The 14,946-nt window shown below is 40.4% G+C and carries 14 protein-coding genes; all 14 read left to right on the top strand.

Going from position 1 to position 14,946, the window contains the following annotated elements:
* Window positions 1-31 precede the first annotated feature (31 nt).
* A complete protein-coding gene (locus DXB43_RS06795; protein ID WP_117697733.1) occupies window positions 32-937 on the top strand; it encodes a fructoselysine 6-kinase in 906 nt (301 codons plus the stop codon).
* A 22-nt stretch (window positions 938-959) separates the two neighbouring features.
* A complete protein-coding gene (locus DXB43_RS06790; protein WP_199535027.1) occupies window positions 960-1,379 on the top strand; it encodes a cupin in 420 nt (139 codons plus the stop codon).
* 42 nt (window positions 1,380-1,421) lie between these two features.
* Window positions 1,422-2,405: an SIS domain-containing protein gene (locus DXB43_RS06785; protein ID WP_117697731.1), complete on the top strand. Its 984-nt coding sequence runs from the start codon at window positions 1,422-1,424 to the stop codon at window positions 2,403-2,405.
* A 142-nt stretch (window positions 2,406-2,547) separates the two neighbouring features.
* Window positions 2,548-3,249: an aspartate/glutamate racemase family protein gene (locus DXB43_RS06780; protein ID WP_117947143.1), complete on the top strand. Its 702-nt coding sequence runs from the start codon at window positions 2,548-2,550 to the stop codon at window positions 3,247-3,249.
* A gap of 234 nt (window positions 3,250-3,483) precedes the next feature.
* Entirely contained in the window at window positions 3,484-6,813 is a 3,330-nt protein-coding gene (locus DXB43_RS06775; RefSeq protein ID WP_117947142.1) for a tetratricopeptide repeat-containing diguanylate cyclase, read from the top strand.
* A gap of 22 nt (window positions 6,814-6,835) precedes the next feature.
* On the top strand, window positions 6,836-8,170 hold the full coding sequence (locus DXB43_RS06770; protein WP_117947239.1) for a CCA tRNA nucleotidyltransferase: 1,335 nt from the start codon (window positions 6,836-6,838) through the stop codon (window positions 8,168-8,170).
* Window positions 8,171-8,220: 50 nt separating this feature from the next.
* Window positions 8,221-9,228, top strand: a complete 1,008-nt coding sequence (locus tag DXB43_RS06765) for a phosphotransferase (RefSeq protein WP_158567201.1) — start codon at window positions 8,221-8,223, stop codon at window positions 9,226-9,228.
* A 66-nt stretch (window positions 9,229-9,294) separates the two neighbouring features.
* Complete coding sequence (locus tag DXB43_RS06760) at window positions 9,295-10,557, top strand: hypothetical protein (protein ID WP_117947140.1); 1,263 nt, start codon at window positions 9,295-9,297, stop codon at window positions 10,555-10,557.
* Between the two features lie 94 nt (window positions 10,558-10,651).
* A complete protein-coding gene (locus DXB43_RS06755) occupies window positions 10,652-12,388 on the top strand; it encodes a phospho-sugar mutase (RefSeq protein ID WP_117697716.1) in 1,737 nt (578 codons plus the stop codon).
* 134 nt (window positions 12,389-12,522) lie between these two features.
* A complete protein-coding gene (locus DXB43_RS06750; protein ID WP_022242343.1) occupies window positions 12,523-12,798 on the top strand; it encodes an HU family DNA-binding protein in 276 nt (91 codons plus the stop codon).
* A gap of 612 nt (window positions 12,799-13,410) precedes the next feature.
* A complete protein-coding gene (locus DXB43_RS06745) occupies window positions 13,411-13,650 on the top strand; it encodes an RNA-binding S4 domain-containing protein (protein WP_022242342.1) in 240 nt (79 codons plus the stop codon).
* 82 nt (window positions 13,651-13,732) lie between these two features.
* Window positions 13,733-14,020: a sporulation protein YabP gene (gene yabP / locus DXB43_RS06740; RefSeq protein WP_022242341.1), complete on the top strand. Its 288-nt coding sequence runs from the start codon at window positions 13,733-13,735 to the stop codon at window positions 14,018-14,020.
* The gene (gene yabQ, locus DXB43_RS06735) at window positions 14,017-14,493 is read left to right on the top strand and encodes a spore cortex biosynthesis protein YabQ (RefSeq protein WP_117947139.1); all 477 of its coding nucleotides are present in this window, start codon (window positions 14,017-14,019) and stop codon (window positions 14,491-14,493) included. The genes yabP and yabQ overlap by 4 nt, the downstream gene beginning before the upstream one ends.
* Before the next feature lie 14 nt (window positions 14,494-14,507).
* A complete protein-coding gene (locus DXB43_RS06730) occupies window positions 14,508-14,810 on the top strand; it encodes a septum formation initiator family protein (RefSeq protein ID WP_022242339.1) in 303 nt (100 codons plus the stop codon).
* Window positions 14,811-14,946: the final 136 nt, after the last annotated feature.

Below are 14,946 nucleotides of genomic sequence, written 5' to 3'. Positions count from 1 at the left end.
AAAAATTGAAAGAAAGGAGAAAGAAATAAAAATGAGACAGCCTAGAATAATTGCAATTGGAGATGCAGTTTGTGACAAATATCTTTCCAGGGGGAAAATGTATCCAGGAGGTCAGTGTGTTAACACATGTGCATATGCACATATGAATAATGCAGAAAGTGCATTTTTAGGTAAATTTGGAAATGATGAAGTAGCAGAATGCATTCAGGCAGCACTGAAAAATATGAATGTAGACTTTTCACATAGCAGGAATTATGAAGGTGAAAATGGATTTGCATGTGTGACACTGAATCAGGGAGATCGCGTATTTGTCGGGTCCAATCATGGAGGTGTGGCAAAAGAGTATCCTTATGATTTTACGCAGGAAGATTTTTCATATATAAGAAAGTTTGATTTGATTTATACAAATCTGAATGCCTATATAGATGATGACATAGAAGAAATTGCTTCTTTGGGTCTTCCAGTTGCATTTGATTTTTCAAATCGATGGACAGACGAATATCTGAAAAAAATTTGTCCGCATATTAAAGTGGCAATGCTTTCCTGTGCACATTTAAGTGATAAAGAACGCGAAAGGGAAATGAGTAAAGTAAAAGAGCTTGGAGTTCCGCTTGTTCTGGGAACAATAGGAGAAGATGGTTCATACATTTTATACCATGGTGAAATGATGTATGAAAAAGCTGTAAAGGCAGAAAGCATTATGGATACTATGGGTGCAGGAGACTCTTATTTCGCGACATTTTTGACATATATTTTACGGTATAAAGAACCGGAATTTTTTAAAGAAGAAAGTAAAGATGATGGGAATGTTAAAGAACTTTTAAAGAAAGCCATGCAGGCTGGAGCAGAATTCGCTTCAAAGATTTGCGGTGTCGAAGGAGCGTTTGGGTATGGAACGCCAATTGCAGGAAGAATAATTGATAATAGAAATAATTAAAAGGTTTAAGGAGGAACGCTATATGGATATAAAGCCGACAAGTTACAGGTATGATGGAGAAGGAATAGAATGTGCATATCGGAATGAAAAATGGGTTGTTTGTATCAAAAATTGGAAACCGAATAATGACATTGATGGGTTAGAGCATTTAGAGATACATCATACGACAGATGAACAATTCATTTTGATTTCTGGGAAATGTATTATTATTACAGCGGACAGAAAAGATGGAAAGTTTAATATTGAATTAACTCCGGTGGAGAAAGGAACATTGTACAATGTACCGAAAGAGCGTTGGTTTTTTACCATTGTAGAAAAGGATACCAAAATGATGTATGTGCAGGATGCCGGATGTAGTATGGATAATAGTGAGTATTGTAAACTGAGCCAGGAAGAAATTTCATATATTCAGAAATTAGCGAGACCAATGCTTGCAGAATAATATAACAACAATTTATTAAAAATATTTATGGGAGGATTATCAATGAAGCCAACAGAAATCAAGAATGTAATTACAGAAATTTTAGAAAGCAGAAAAGAAGAAGGTGGTATTAAAGCATTATATTTTGTGGGATGCGGTGGTTCTAATGGAGCACTTTATCCAGCGAAAACATTTATGGAAAGAGAATGTGCAAATATTAAGTCAGCACTAATTAATAGTAATGAATTTGTATATAGTACTCCGAAGGATTTGGGAAAAAATGTAATCGTGTGTTTATCGTGCCATAAGGGAAATACACCGGAAACAATTAATGCAGCGAAGCTGGCAAAGGAAAAAGGTGCAGCTGTAATTATTCTGACATGGAAAGAGGAATCAGAGATTACCCCATTTGGTGATTATATTATCAATTATACTTTTGGAGATAATAAGGATATTGCTGGTGAAAAAATTATCTGTGCACTTCTGGTGGCAGTGGAACTGTTGAATCAGACAGAAGGGTATGAGCATTATGAAGAATTTATGGATGGTGTTGGACGTATTGATGGTATTGTGAAACATGCATGTAAGCATGTGGAAAAACGGGCTGAACTGTTTGCCAAGGAATATAAAGATGATAAAATTATTTATACTATGGCAAGCGGAGCGGGTTATGGTGCAGCATATATGCAAAGTATATGTATTTTTATGGAAATGCAGTGGATTCATTCTTCTAGTATTCACAGTGGGGAATTTTTCCATGGACCTTTCGAAATTACAGATAAAGAAGTACCATTTGTGCTTCAGGTTTCTGAGGGAACCAATCGACCGTTGGATGAACGTGCATTGAAGTTTTTGAAGACTTATGCAAAACGGATTGAAGTAATTGATGCAAAGGATTTAGGGCTGTCTACAATTGATGCATCAGTCGTAGACTATTTTAACCATTCCTTATTCACAAATGTATATCCGGTTTATAATAAGGCTTTGGCTGAGGAGAGACAGCATCCACTGACAACACGACGCTATATGTGGAAGGTAGAGTATTAAAAAACTTAAAAAATGATGTAAACATACAGCATGTCAGATTTTGATGGAAAATTTGAAGTACATTACAAGGAAAGCCTGGAAATGATAATGATTTCCGGGCTTTCTGAGCTTTGACACATGACCTGAGGAAGAAGGAACGGAATTGAAAAAAACAATAGGTATTATTGGTGGCATGGGACCGATGGCTACCTGCGATTTAATGAAAAAGATTTTTGAAGTGTCAGATGCAGACTGCGATCAGAACTATGTGCATGTTTGTGTTGATTGTAACACGAATATTCCGGATAGAACGAAAGCTATTCTTGAAAAGGGAGAGGATCCTATACCAGAGATGGTAAAAAGTGCAGTAAGTCTGCAAAATATGGGAGCAGATTTATTGATGATACCTTGTAACACAGCACATTTTTTTTATGATCGGTTAAAAATATTTACTGATATCCCGATATTGCATATGCCCCGCGAGACAGTAAAAGCTTTAAAAGAGCAGAATATATCATGTGCAGCCGTATTGGCTACGGATGGCGTGATAAAGAGTGGGGTTTATGAGAAAGAGCTTCGGGCACAGGGAATCAAAACGATTTATCCGGATGCAGAGCAGCAACAGAAAATTATGGCAGTAATCTATCAATGTATTAAAGCTGGAAAAAAGGATGTAGAAAAGTACGGACTTGACGATATTTTAAAATCCTTGATTAAACAGGGTGCGCAAAGTGTGATTCTGGGATGTACTGAATTACCAATTGCTTTTTCCTTGGCAGGAATCAGAGAAAATATAGTTGACCCAACGGAGATTGCAGCAAGAGCTGCATTAAAATTTCTGCAATTACCAATACATGCATTATAAAACTGCAGTATTTTAATGAAAATAAATGGTATCGGAAAAGTGTGAAAACTCCCTTCAAAAAGCCCCCAAAAAGTCGCAACAAACATTGACAATCCGTGGGTTTGAGGACTATACTAATATATAAATTATAAATACCAGACAGGTTATTACAGAAAGAGAAAGGGAGGTATATGATAACAGGGAATTATCATATATTTTCAGAGCCTTTTTGAATATTTCTGAAGGGGGAAACAGATGATTCAAAAATATTATAACAGTATTCTGGAACAGGTTTTTGCACAGATTGGAAAGAAAGAACACAACATTGTTCTGGCAAAATACAGCAATGATTTTTCATTAAAGCAGTTGGAAATATCAGAGCAGATAACGAATAATAAAGAGGTTCATTTTGTAGCCCACGAATTCCGGGCAGAGAAATTATCGGGAGCATATGAGCCGTTTCTGGATTTGATTTTGGAACTTTTCGACCAGCAGAAGGAGATGACATTTGATGAATTCCTGGACAAGTGTAATGTCTATTCCCTGCAGCGTCCAATTATTGCAGCATACCGGGAGACCGGAAAATGTATCCGGAAAGAGAGTTTATTGTATACAGAAGTTGACTATGAGCGGGAGCGGATGCATGATGCTATTGTGGCAATGCTTGTTGAAGTTTCTAAGATACAGCCGTTTATGCTTTGGATTAACCGCATGCAGTTTGCCGGAATGGGAACCATAGAAATAGTCTATGAACTGTTAAAGGCAGAGCATACAGAGAATATCGGAATCGTTCTCGGCATGAATGAGCAGCAGCGGCTGCCGGAATATATGCTGCCGGGCTGGGAAAGCGTAACGGAGGAATTGGACAATAATGTCGCAATATTCCGCATTGGAAATGCCGGAGAATCCCGGGAACAAAGAGATGAGGTTATTACAGCAGAAAGTATTGCAGATGATATCAGAACATTGCAGAATCTTGTTTTTTTCATGGATTTTGAACAGGCGTTGTTTTATCTGGAAAAAGTAGACCGCAGAATCAGATTTGATAATTTTACAGTATCGGATGAAGTGAAATACGAACTCTGGCAGTTCTATGCATATGTATCGGTATATATGAGGGATTTGCCAAAAGCACTGGAAATAAGTGAGGGTATCTTACAGCTTGCAGAGAAGAAAAAGAACCGCAGGATGCGTTTTTATGCATATTATCTCCGCTCTGTAATTTATATGTATCAGTCAAAACTGCAGGAAGCCACTGAATGTGCAGGTGTTGCAAAAAGTATTGCAACAGAAGGTGGCATGGAGCGCGGTCAGTTTGAAGCAGAGCTGGTAGAAATACAGGCGAAGATGGCAGGCTGGAATAATATTTTCTTTTGTGCACAGAACGTGGAAGTCAGCGATGCCATGATTGAAAAATTAATAAAATATGACTACCGGAATCATCTGGCGTACATTTATGTGTATGCCTATGACAATAAGCCGGAGATTGTAGCAAAGGCATATTATTCCGAATCCCAGCTTATTTATTTCAGTAAGGGAATCAGACTGGCAACAGAAATTGGCAATACACAGCTTATTTACAATGCATACCAGAAGAATATTATGCTGGCGTCTACCAACGGTATGTATCCGATTTCATTGCTGTATTCGGTAAGAACTTTCGAAGCACTGGACAACAAACGTTCTGTGGAAAGTGGACGTATTTTCTCGGGAATCGGTTATACCTTAACGGCATTAAGACAGAATGATCTTGCAAAGCGTTATTTTCAGAAAGCAGTAGAAATTTTATATAATCTGGAATTGCCGGAGGATATTGCGGAAGTATATTACAATATGGCAATTAACTGTATTGCAGCAGAAGAATTCAAGGAAGCCAATGAATATCTGATGCGCTGTATGAAGGCCATTGAACGTCTGCATTTAAATAGTCTGAGGGTCTGTAATTTAAGTAAATTGTATGGACTTCTGGCACTGTGCAGCCAGAAACTTGGCAACCGCTTCAACTGTGAACAATACCTCAATAACTGCAAACAGTTCTTAAATTACATAATTGAAAAAGAAAAGCTTCAGAATGATGTGGGAATCATCCACGATTATGCACGTTGTGATGATGATATGTTCCTTTATCATTTCACACGGGCATTACTTGAAATGGATTCTGGTAATGATTCGTCAGCATTTGAAGATTTTAATTGTGCAGAGACACATCTGGTGCGGACTGAGGGAAACCAGTTCTTCTGTTATCAGCTGTTCCGTAAGGACAGGATCCGCTTTTATGGGCAGACAGGAAGAATGGAACTTAAGAGCAATGAAGAGGCAATCTTAAAACAATATCTTGAGGATAATACCCATTCTCTCACAGATGAAGAAATTAAGGTATTAGAGCCATTAGAACAGTATTTATCAGAAGAACCTCTTCATGTGATATCTTCTCAGGAGATGGAAATGCAGCTGAAGCAGGAAAGCATAAACCGTGCTTACAAGCAGGAACGCCGTCAGATGGATTTTCTGTCGACATGGCAGAAGACCATTGATGTGACGGATGTTTCGGCAGAAGTAATGGTAGAGAATGTGATGCGGACATTCCTGTATCACTTTAATTTGGACCGGGCATTATATATACAGTATCATGGAAGAAAACCAAAGGTACTTTATGATAATACAGAAGCCAGTTTTTCTATGAAGGAGCAGAAGTATTTAAAGGAAGTGTTCGAAAAGACACAGAGAGGGTTTGTTGTATCGAAAATCAGCAGTAACTATTCGGAACATCTGAATGTGGTCAAACTGTTTGGTGAAGATAATGTATGCTCCCTTGTTGCTATTCCATTCTTTGACAATGGAAAAGTAACAAGCATTATGATAGCATATATTCTGATGAAGGATAACTGGCATTCTTCCGTCAGCCGCTATATGTTAGATGAGAGTGATATGCGGATTTATGAGCTTTTGTTCCGGGAAGTGCAGTATGCACTGAATCGTCTCTATGCATATGAGAAGCTCTACGAAATGAATACTGCATTGTATAAATCTGCAGTAACCGACCAGCTGACAGGAATTTTCAACAGGAAGGGATTCTATCAGAACATCGAGGAAATTATCCGGAAGATTAAAAAGGGCCACATGAAGCATGATTTTGGTATTATGTTTATCGATCTGGATAATTTCAAAGGATATAATGATACCTTTGGACATGATGTGGGAGATTTGCTGCTTAAGTCCATGGCAAATATCTTCAGCAGGGTCTGCAGGGACAAGGGCTTTGTGACACGTTTCGGTGGTGATGAATTTATTATTTTCCTCTACACCGGAGAAAAAAAGACCTTAGAGGCTACCGCAAAGGCTATCTATAAAGAGATTAAGAAACAGGATGGGTTCAGGGAACTGATTGCAAAAGAAATCGGACAGCCGGTTGAGATTGATGATAAGAAATTACTTTCCTGCTCTATTGGTATTATTTCTTCCAATCAGGTAAAGAAGGCAGAAGACATTGATGAAATGATTAAAGTGGCAGATGATCTTCTGTATGCAGTAAAAGCAGAATCCAAAGGAACGTATAAGTTCTTTGAAGAACAGGAACAGAAGTAAAGCAAAGGAAACGGGAAAACGTATGGTAATGAAGCTTCCAGAGCATGTTAAGTTTATAATTGAGAAGCTGCAGGAAGCAGGCTTTGAAGGATATGCAGTAGGAGGGTGTGTCAGAGACACCCTCCTTCAACGTGTGCCTCAGGACTGGGATATTACCACTTCTGCTTATCCGGAAGACGTAAAAGAAATTTTTGGGCGCACCATTGATACTGGAATTGAGCATGGAACGGTAACGGTAATGCTGGATAAAAAAGGGTATGAGGTGACAACTTACCGGATTGATGGCGAATATGAGGATGCCAGACATCCGAAGGAAGTAACCTATACAGATAATCTTTTAGAGGATTTAAAACGCAGGGATTTTACCATTAATGCCATGGCATATAATGAACAGCGGGGACTGGTGGATGCTTTTGACGGAGCAGGAGATTTAAAGCGTGGCATCATCCGCTGTGTAGGAGAACCAAAGGAGAGATTTGGGGAAGATGCTTTAAGGATGCTTCGGGCAGTGCGTTTTGCGGCACAGCTGGGCTTTGATATAGAAGAAGAGACAGCAGAAGCAATTCAGGAGCTTGCACCGATGTTAAAAAAGGTCAGTGCAGAGCGTATTCAGGTAGAACTGGTTAAGCTTCTTACCTCAGTCCATCCGGAGGAGATGCATACTGTATATGCCACAGGAATTGCGGATGTGGTACTGCCGGAATTTTCGGTGATGATGCGTACACCACAGAATAATCCCCATCACTGTTATACAGTAGGAGAGCATACCATTGAAGTGTTAAAAGGTGTGGAAGCAGACAAGGTGCTGCGGCTTGCAGCATTATTTCATGATGTGGCAAAGCCCGACTGCCGCAGTACAGATGAAGATGGAATTGACCATTTCTACGGGCATCCGCAGGTGGGGGCAAAGAAGACGAAGACAATTTTACGCAGATTAAAATTCGACAATGCAACCATTGATATGGTCTGCCGGCTGGTGGCAATTCACGATATTAACCCGGCACTGACACCGGAGTCCGTACGAAAGGCAATACAGAAGGCGGGATTAGAGTGCTATCCGGTTATATTTGAATTGAAGAAAGCAGATATTTTAGCCCAGAGTGATTATCAGAGGAAAGAAAAGCTGGAAGCATTGGACGGATATCATAAGATTTATGATAAAATAATCAAAGATGCAGACTGTCTGACACTAAAAGACCTTGCACTTAACGGACGGGACTTAATAGAACTTGGCGTGAAGCCCGGTCCACAGATAGGAAACATTTTGGCAAAGCTTTTAGATGTGGTAATTGAAGAACCGGAAAAGAATACAAAAGAATATCTGACAGGTTATACTTTAAAGAACCTCTTCATATGATAGAAAGACGCATAAAGATTTGTGCGAATTCGTCGTATGGAGGGGTTTTTGTGTATAATTTATCGAGCCAGTTGTTAGAACAGTATCCGTTTGAGGTAACCGCCATCCAGAAAGGAAGGGGAACCTATATCTGCACGACATCAGAGGGCGGAAAAATAATAATAGGATCTTTTCGCGGGTCAAAAGGCAGAGCGGAAGCTATAGAACATGTTTTGCTCCGTCTGAAAGAAAATGGAATAGAAGCAGATGAAATCATACATACCAGGGAAGGAGAAATTTTAGCCCAGGAGGTGGATGAAACATGGTACTATGCCAGAAAATATATGGAGGGCAGGGAGTGTGAGACCAGGAGCCGTGATGATGTACTTGCTGCGGTAGAAGAACTGGCAAAGCTGCATCTTGTCCTGCAGAAGGTGGAGGATGAAAATTTAAAAATTGGCGGACAGGATTATGCCATGGAGGTATTCCGGCACAACCGGGAGCTTAAAAAGGTGCGCAATTATATTCATGGAAAGCATAAAAAGAATGAATTTGAAATGATATTTATGCGCAATTATGAGATTTTCTTAAAACAGGCACTGGACGTGGAACATCGGCTGATGAAACCAAATCCGGGTGAAACGCAGGGGCAGAGCGGAAAACAGAGCCGGGAAGCAGCAATGTATGGAATCTGCCATGGAGACTTTAACCAGCATAATGTATTATTTACCCATGGTAAAATTATAATTACAAATTTTGAACAGGCACATTATGATGTGCTGGTAGGGGATCTGGCGCATTTCTTACGGAAACTGATGGAAAAACATAATTTTAATATCGGGCTGGCAACGGATATGCTGGCAGCTTACGAAAAAAGACGAAAATTATTACCAGAGGAATGGGAGCAGCTTTATGTAAGGATGGCATACCCACAGAAGTTCTGGAAAGTGGCAAATCACTACTTTAATGCCAATAAGGCGTGGGTGTCCGGCAGAGACATTGAGAAGTTGAACCGGGTTATCGAACAGGAAGAAATCCGCCAGCAGTTTTTAAGAATGTTATTTTATTTTGTGGAATAATCATGTATAATCATGTACAGGCAATTGCCGGAAGAAAAGAGCATACAGGAGAAAAAGAGGTGCGAAATGAAGCAATCAGAGAAGCACTGGCTGTTGGCTTTGGTTATTTTCACAGTATTTGTGGCCTTGAGCGGCTGTGGAAGGAAAGACGATGGGCCTGTCAGCATGAAAGGCTATGCATCAGGTGTTGAGGCAGCAACGGAGGAAGAGATACAGGCAGAGGAAAGCAGCCTGTATACGGTAAGTAGTGTTGATACAGCACTTTCAACAATGACATTTCTGAATATTGACACGGGACGTTATGAACAGTATTCTTATACAGACGGGACAATTTTTAAAGACAGACATGGCAGTCTGATTTCGACAGCATCCATGGTACCGGGAAAAGTGGTTACTTTAACACTCCGGGACAAAGACCTGATATTAGAAAAGGTGGAGCAGTCGGCAGATGCATGGGAGATGGACGATATCGGAAAATTTTCCTATAATGAAGAAGACAAGATATTTACCATAGGAGACACAAAGTATTCTTATGATGAAGAATTACAAGTGTTTTCCGGAGATGCAGCCATAGAATTGTCCGTAGTTACCGGACAGGACACCTTAAGAATACAGGGAATTGACCGGAAAGTGCTGTCAGTGTCCGTTACAACAGGACATGGAGTCATCCAGCTTGTAAATACACAGGCATTAGAGGGCGGCTGGTTAAGCCTGAATCATAAGAATTATTATAAGATCACGGAGAATATGCAGTTAGAGGTGCCGGAAGGAACCTATGAATTAACCGTTGCCGGCAATGGCTACGGCGGTTCCACAGAGGTAGCTGTAACAAGAAATGAGCAGATTTCCGTGGATGTAGATTCCATAAAGGGTGAGGATCCGAAATATTGTACTTTAACCTTTGCGGTTGATGTTGCAGGCGCTTTGATGTATATTGATGGTAGTCAGGTTGATTATACACAGCCATTACAGCTGCAGTATGGCATCCATTCCATACAGATTACTGCAGATGGATATGACACCTGGTCGAAGCGGCTATATGTAAATTCGCCGGAAGCGCAGATAGAGATTGCGTTGTCAGGTGATGATACGGGCAGTACAGAGACAGAATCGACGGAAACTGCCGGAAATGAAGAGAACACAACCGTGGAGCATAAGCATTCCGACAGTACATCGAATTCCAGTGGAACGAACAGCTCCAGTGGAAGTTCATCCAGTGACTCTGATGCATATAGGAAGGCATTGAGTGAAATTATTGATACATTAACCAGTAACAATAATTCTTCGACAAGTACATTAAATCAGGTAGTTAACAGTCTTACGAATTAGTGGGAAAAATGAAAGGGCGAGATATCCAAAGGAGGCTGCTACTGGCAGGTTCCTTTGGTAAACAACATAAATGAAAAGTAGGAGGAAATCAGGAATGGGTTACAAGGAAACTTACGAAGCATGGCTTGAGGGAGCGTATTTTGATGAGGCAACCAAGGCTGAACTTCAGGCAATCAAAGACAATGACAAGGAAATTGAGGATCGTTTCTATAAAGATCTTGAGTTTGGTACAGCAGGATTACGTGGGGTAATCGGTGCCGGTACCAACCGTATGAACATCTATACTGTCCGCAAAGCAACACAGGGTCTTGCAAATTATATTTTAAAAGTAAATGCACAGGATAAGGGTGTGGCAATTGCCTTCGATTCCAGACATATGTCACCAGAATTTGCAGATGAATCCGCACTTTGCCTTGCAGCAAACGGAATCAAAGCATATGTATTTGAGTCATTAAGACCAACACCGGAATTATCTTATGCAGTCCGTAAATTAGGATGCACTGCCGGAATTAATATTACAGCAAGCCACAACCCGCCAGAATACAATGGATACAAGGTATACTGGGAGGACGGTGCACAGATTACACCACCTCATGATACCGGAATTATGGATGAAGTAAAGAAAGTAACTGATTACAGCACCGTTAAGACCATGTCCTTAGAGGATGCCAGGGCAGCAGGTCTTTATGAGACTATCGGCGCGGCAATCGATGATGCTTATATTGCAGAACTTAAGAAGCTTGTGGTACATCAGGATGCCATTGATGCAGTAGGCAAAGACCTTAAGATTGTATACACACCATTACATGGAACAGGAAATATCCCGGTCCGCCGTGTGTTAAAAGAGCTTGGCTTTGAAAATGTATATGTTGTTCCGGAACAGGAGCTTCCGGATGGAGATTTCCCAACCGTAAGTTATCCGAACCCGGAGGCAGAGGAAGCATTTGCATTGGGACTTGCACTGGGCAGGAAAGTAGATGCAGACTTAATCCTTGCAACTGACCCGGATGCAGACCGTCTCGGTGTATATGTAAAGGATTCTAAGACGGGAGAATATCATTCCTTAACCGGAAATATGTCCGGCTGCCTGATTGGTGATTATATCATCGGACAGAAGAAAGCAATCAACGGCTCCCTGCCGGCAGATGGTGCGTTTATCAAATCCATCGTGTCTACCAATATGGCAGATGCCATTGCAGAATACTATGGCATTCAGTTAATCGAAGTATTAACCGGATTCAAGTTTATCGGTGGCAAAATCTTAGAGTTCGAAAAGACCGGAAAAGGAACCTACCTCTTTGGTATGGAAGAAAGCTACGGCTGCCTGACCGGAACCTATGCAAGAGATAAGGATGCAGTGGTAGCATCTATGGCGTTATGTGAGGCTGCTGCATATTACAAGACCAAGAATATGACTCTTTGGGATGCAATGCTTGCCATGTATGAAAAATATGGATACTATAAAGACCATGTTGAGTCTATTACATTAAAGGGAATCGAGGGTCTGGCTAAGATTCAGGAAATCATGGATACACTGCGCAGCGAAACTTTAACTGAAATCGGTGGCTATAAAGTTGAAAAAGTACGTGATTACAAGAAGGATACCATTACAGACCTTGCAACCGGAGCAGTAACAGCAACAGGACTTCCAAGCTCTAATGTACTTTACTATGAATTAAACGATGCTGCGTGGTTCTGTGTAAGACCATCCGGTACCGAGCCGAAAGTAAAATTCTACATTGGTGTGAAGGGTTCATCCATGGAAGAAGCAGAGCAGAAATATGAAGTCCTTGGAAAAGCAGTTTTGGACAAAATCAACAAAATGTTATAGACCAAATTGTATGCCTTAATTTACCGTATTTTCCTTGACAAATAAAGGAAAAACAAGTATAAATATATTCGTAGGTAATCTTGGAGAGTGTAGACCTCAAGAAGAATTATAAAATCCAGAGGAGGAATTTTAACATGAACAAAGCAGAATTAGTATCAGCTATGGCTGAAAAAACAGCTTTATCTAAAAAAGATGCAGAGGCAGCTTTAAAAGCTTTCACTGATATCGTAGCTGAAGAATTAAAAAAAGGTGAGAAAATCCAGTTAGTTGGATTCGGTACTTTCGAAGTATCTGAAAGAGCTGAAAGAACAGGAAGAAACCCACAGAGCGGTAAAGAGATGGTTATTCCAGCTTCTAAAGCACCTAAGTTCAAAGCAGGAAAAGCTTTAAAAGATTTAATCAATAAATAAGTTGATAAAATGATTCTGATTAGAGGTGTAACGAAAGTAGAAAACTGCTTTTGCTACACCTTTTTTTATTGAAATTCGAAGGAGAAAAGAATTTTCTATCATTCTATATGCATGAAGACACAGAAACGGAAACTGTTTTTGTGAAACCAGAATGCTGTAATTGCAGCCCTGATTTTTCCTTTTGTTAATTGAGCCTGTCTTTCCAATGTTTGACAAAATGCGGTGGGTGTTCGCCTGTATGCGGATACATGAACGAGACGGTTAGGGTGGCTTGCATTCTGCATAGCAACCGGCAACGCTGACACAGGGAGGTGTCAGCGAGGTGCAATTGGAGCATGGATGCGACTTTGCGCCGGTTGCCAGAATAACCATTTTCTTTAAGCAGAATGCTTAGCCACCCTTGCTGGCGAGTGGTCGTATCCGCAGCAGACGGACAACCGCCGCATTCCGTCAAAGCAAGCGGAAAGACAGCCTTACATCAAGGAAAAATCAGGACAGAAATTACAACGCATTCTGATTAGATACAAAAGCCAGTTTCCGTTTCTTTACTTCATGGAACATAGAAGGATGGACAATGCTCCTTCGAATTTCAAAAAGAAAGAAGGTAAGCAAATGAGATTAGACAAATATTTAAAGGTAACCCGCCTGATTAAACGCAGAACCGTTGCCAACGAAGCCTGTGATGCCGGACGTGTCACCGTAAATGGCAAACCGGCGAAAGCATCCGTCAATGTAAAAGCAGGTGACATCATCGAAATCATGTTTGGCCAGAAGACGGTGAAAGTAGAAGTGGTTGCAATCGCAGATACCACCAAGAAAGAAGAGGCAGGAGAATTATTCCGCTATCTGTAAAAGAGTAAAAACGCATAAAAAGAGAAACAGTCTCATATATTTTGGAAAGGACTAACTTTCGGGTAAAGGAGTATGAGACTGAATGGAAGAATTGAAAACAGCAAAAGCACATAAAGTATTGCTGGCAAACCGGAAAAGTGCAAACTTCAGCGGAGTGCTGGATGTGCTTTCTTTTGATGTAAATGAAATTTTACTGGAAACAGAACAGGGAATGCTTCTGATAAAGGGAAATGACCTTCATGTAAACCGCCTGTCCTTAGAACAGGGGGAAGTGGATGTCACAGGGAAAATTGATGGCTTAACCTATTCGGATGTGGAAACCTATCACAAAGGTGGCGGAGAATCCTTCTTAGGCAGGTTGTTTAAATGATAGAAATCAGCCCGGAAATTTCCGGTGAAGCCTTAAGGTTCCTCCGGTTCATGCTGGTGGGATTTCTGTTAATCTTAGCCTTTGACCTGCTTCGGATTCTGCGCAGGCTGATACCCCATAGAACCGGGATGGTTGCAGTGGAGGATATGCTGTACTGCATCGGCAGTGCCATATTTATATTTATTATGCTCTGCCGGGAAAATGATGGAGCAATCCGGGGCTTTTGCATGCTGGGCATGAGCGTTGGGATGCTGTTATGCAATTATGTCATCAGTCCATGGCTGGTGAAGGGAATCGTAAAAGTATTTAAGAAACTGTTTCAAGTAGTGGGGAAACCATTGCGGGCAGTATTTCGCATGGTGGCAGTACCCTTACGTTTCCTGAAAGGGAAAATCAGAAGATTATTACGAAAATTACAAAAAACGTTGAAAAAAATCCGTAAAACTATTAGAATGGTGTTATGTAAACTATAGATGAGGAAATGAGTATGACAAATAGTCGAAGAAAAAGAAAACAGAAACGAAACGGAAGAATCTGTATCTCTTTGATTGCGATAATGTTCTTAGTGATTATGTCAGTTCAGATTGTTAAGCTCTACCAGAAGGAGCAGGAGTATACTGCCAGAGAGAAGGCACTGACGGAATCTTTAGAAGATGAAACAGAACGTCAGAATCAGCTGGATAATTACGAAGAATATACCAAGAGTCAGGAATATATTGAAGACCAGGCAAAGAGCAAGCTGGGACTGACCCATGAAAATGAGATTATCTTCAAGGAAGACAAGAAGTAGAACAGCTTCGAAAACATAAAGACCATAGAAAAACTTAAAATAGACAAACCATTCCGCTTTTTGCCGAAAACTTTTTTGAAATGAGACAACGGTTTGACAAAGATTTCGGACAAACATTTCTATAATAGCTTCTGCT

It is taken from the genome of Roseburia sp. OM04-10BH (assembly GCF_003462605.1).
GTDB classification, from domain to species: Bacteria; Bacillota; Clostridia; order Lachnospirales; family Lachnospiraceae; genus Roseburia_C; species Roseburia_C amylophila.
This window is presented reverse-complemented; position numbering and strand designations above follow the sequence as displayed.

What these genes read in the sequence shown, in the direction of transcription:
- DXB43_RS06760 (WP_117947140.1), top strand. Translation starts at nt 9,295, where the DNA reads ATGAAGCAATCAGAGAAGCACTGGCTGTTGGCTTTGGTTATTTTCACA.
- yabP (WP_022242341.1), top strand. Translation starts at nt 13,733, where the DNA reads ATGGAAGAATTGAAAACAGCAAAAGCACATAAAGTATTGCTGGCAAAC.
- DXB43_RS06745 (WP_022242342.1), top strand. Translation starts at nt 13,411, where the DNA reads ATGAGATTAGACAAATATTTAAAGGTAACCCGCCTGATTAAACGCAGA.
- DXB43_RS06775 (WP_117947142.1), top strand. Translation starts at nt 3,484, where the DNA reads ATGATTCAAAAATATTATAACAGTATTCTGGAACAGGTTTTTGCACAG.
- DXB43_RS06750 (WP_022242343.1), top strand. Translation starts at nt 12,523, where the DNA reads ATGAACAAAGCAGAATTAGTATCAGCTATGGCTGAAAAAACAGCTTTA.
- yabQ (WP_117947139.1), top strand. Translation starts at nt 14,017, where the DNA reads ATGATAGAAATCAGCCCGGAAATTTCCGGTGAAGCCTTAAGGTTCCTC.
- DXB43_RS06770 (WP_117947239.1), top strand. Translation starts at nt 6,836, where the DNA reads ATGGTAATGAAGCTTCCAGAGCATGTTAAGTTTATAATTGAGAAGCTG.
- DXB43_RS06755 (WP_117697716.1), top strand. Translation starts at nt 10,652, where the DNA reads ATGGGTTACAAGGAAACTTACGAAGCATGGCTTGAGGGAGCGTATTTT.
- DXB43_RS06730 (WP_022242339.1), top strand. Translation starts at nt 14,508, where the DNA reads ATGACAAATAGTCGAAGAAAAAGAAAACAGAAACGAAACGGAAGAATC.
- DXB43_RS06785 (WP_117697731.1), top strand. Translation starts at nt 1,422, where the DNA reads ATGAAGCCAACAGAAATCAAGAATGTAATTACAGAAATTTTAGAAAGC.
- DXB43_RS06795 (WP_117697733.1), top strand. Translation starts at nt 32, where the DNA reads ATGAGACAGCCTAGAATAATTGCAATTGGAGATGCAGTTTGTGACAAA.
- DXB43_RS06790 (WP_199535027.1), top strand. Translation starts at nt 960, where the DNA reads ATGGATATAAAGCCGACAAGTTACAGGTATGATGGAGAAGGAATAGAA.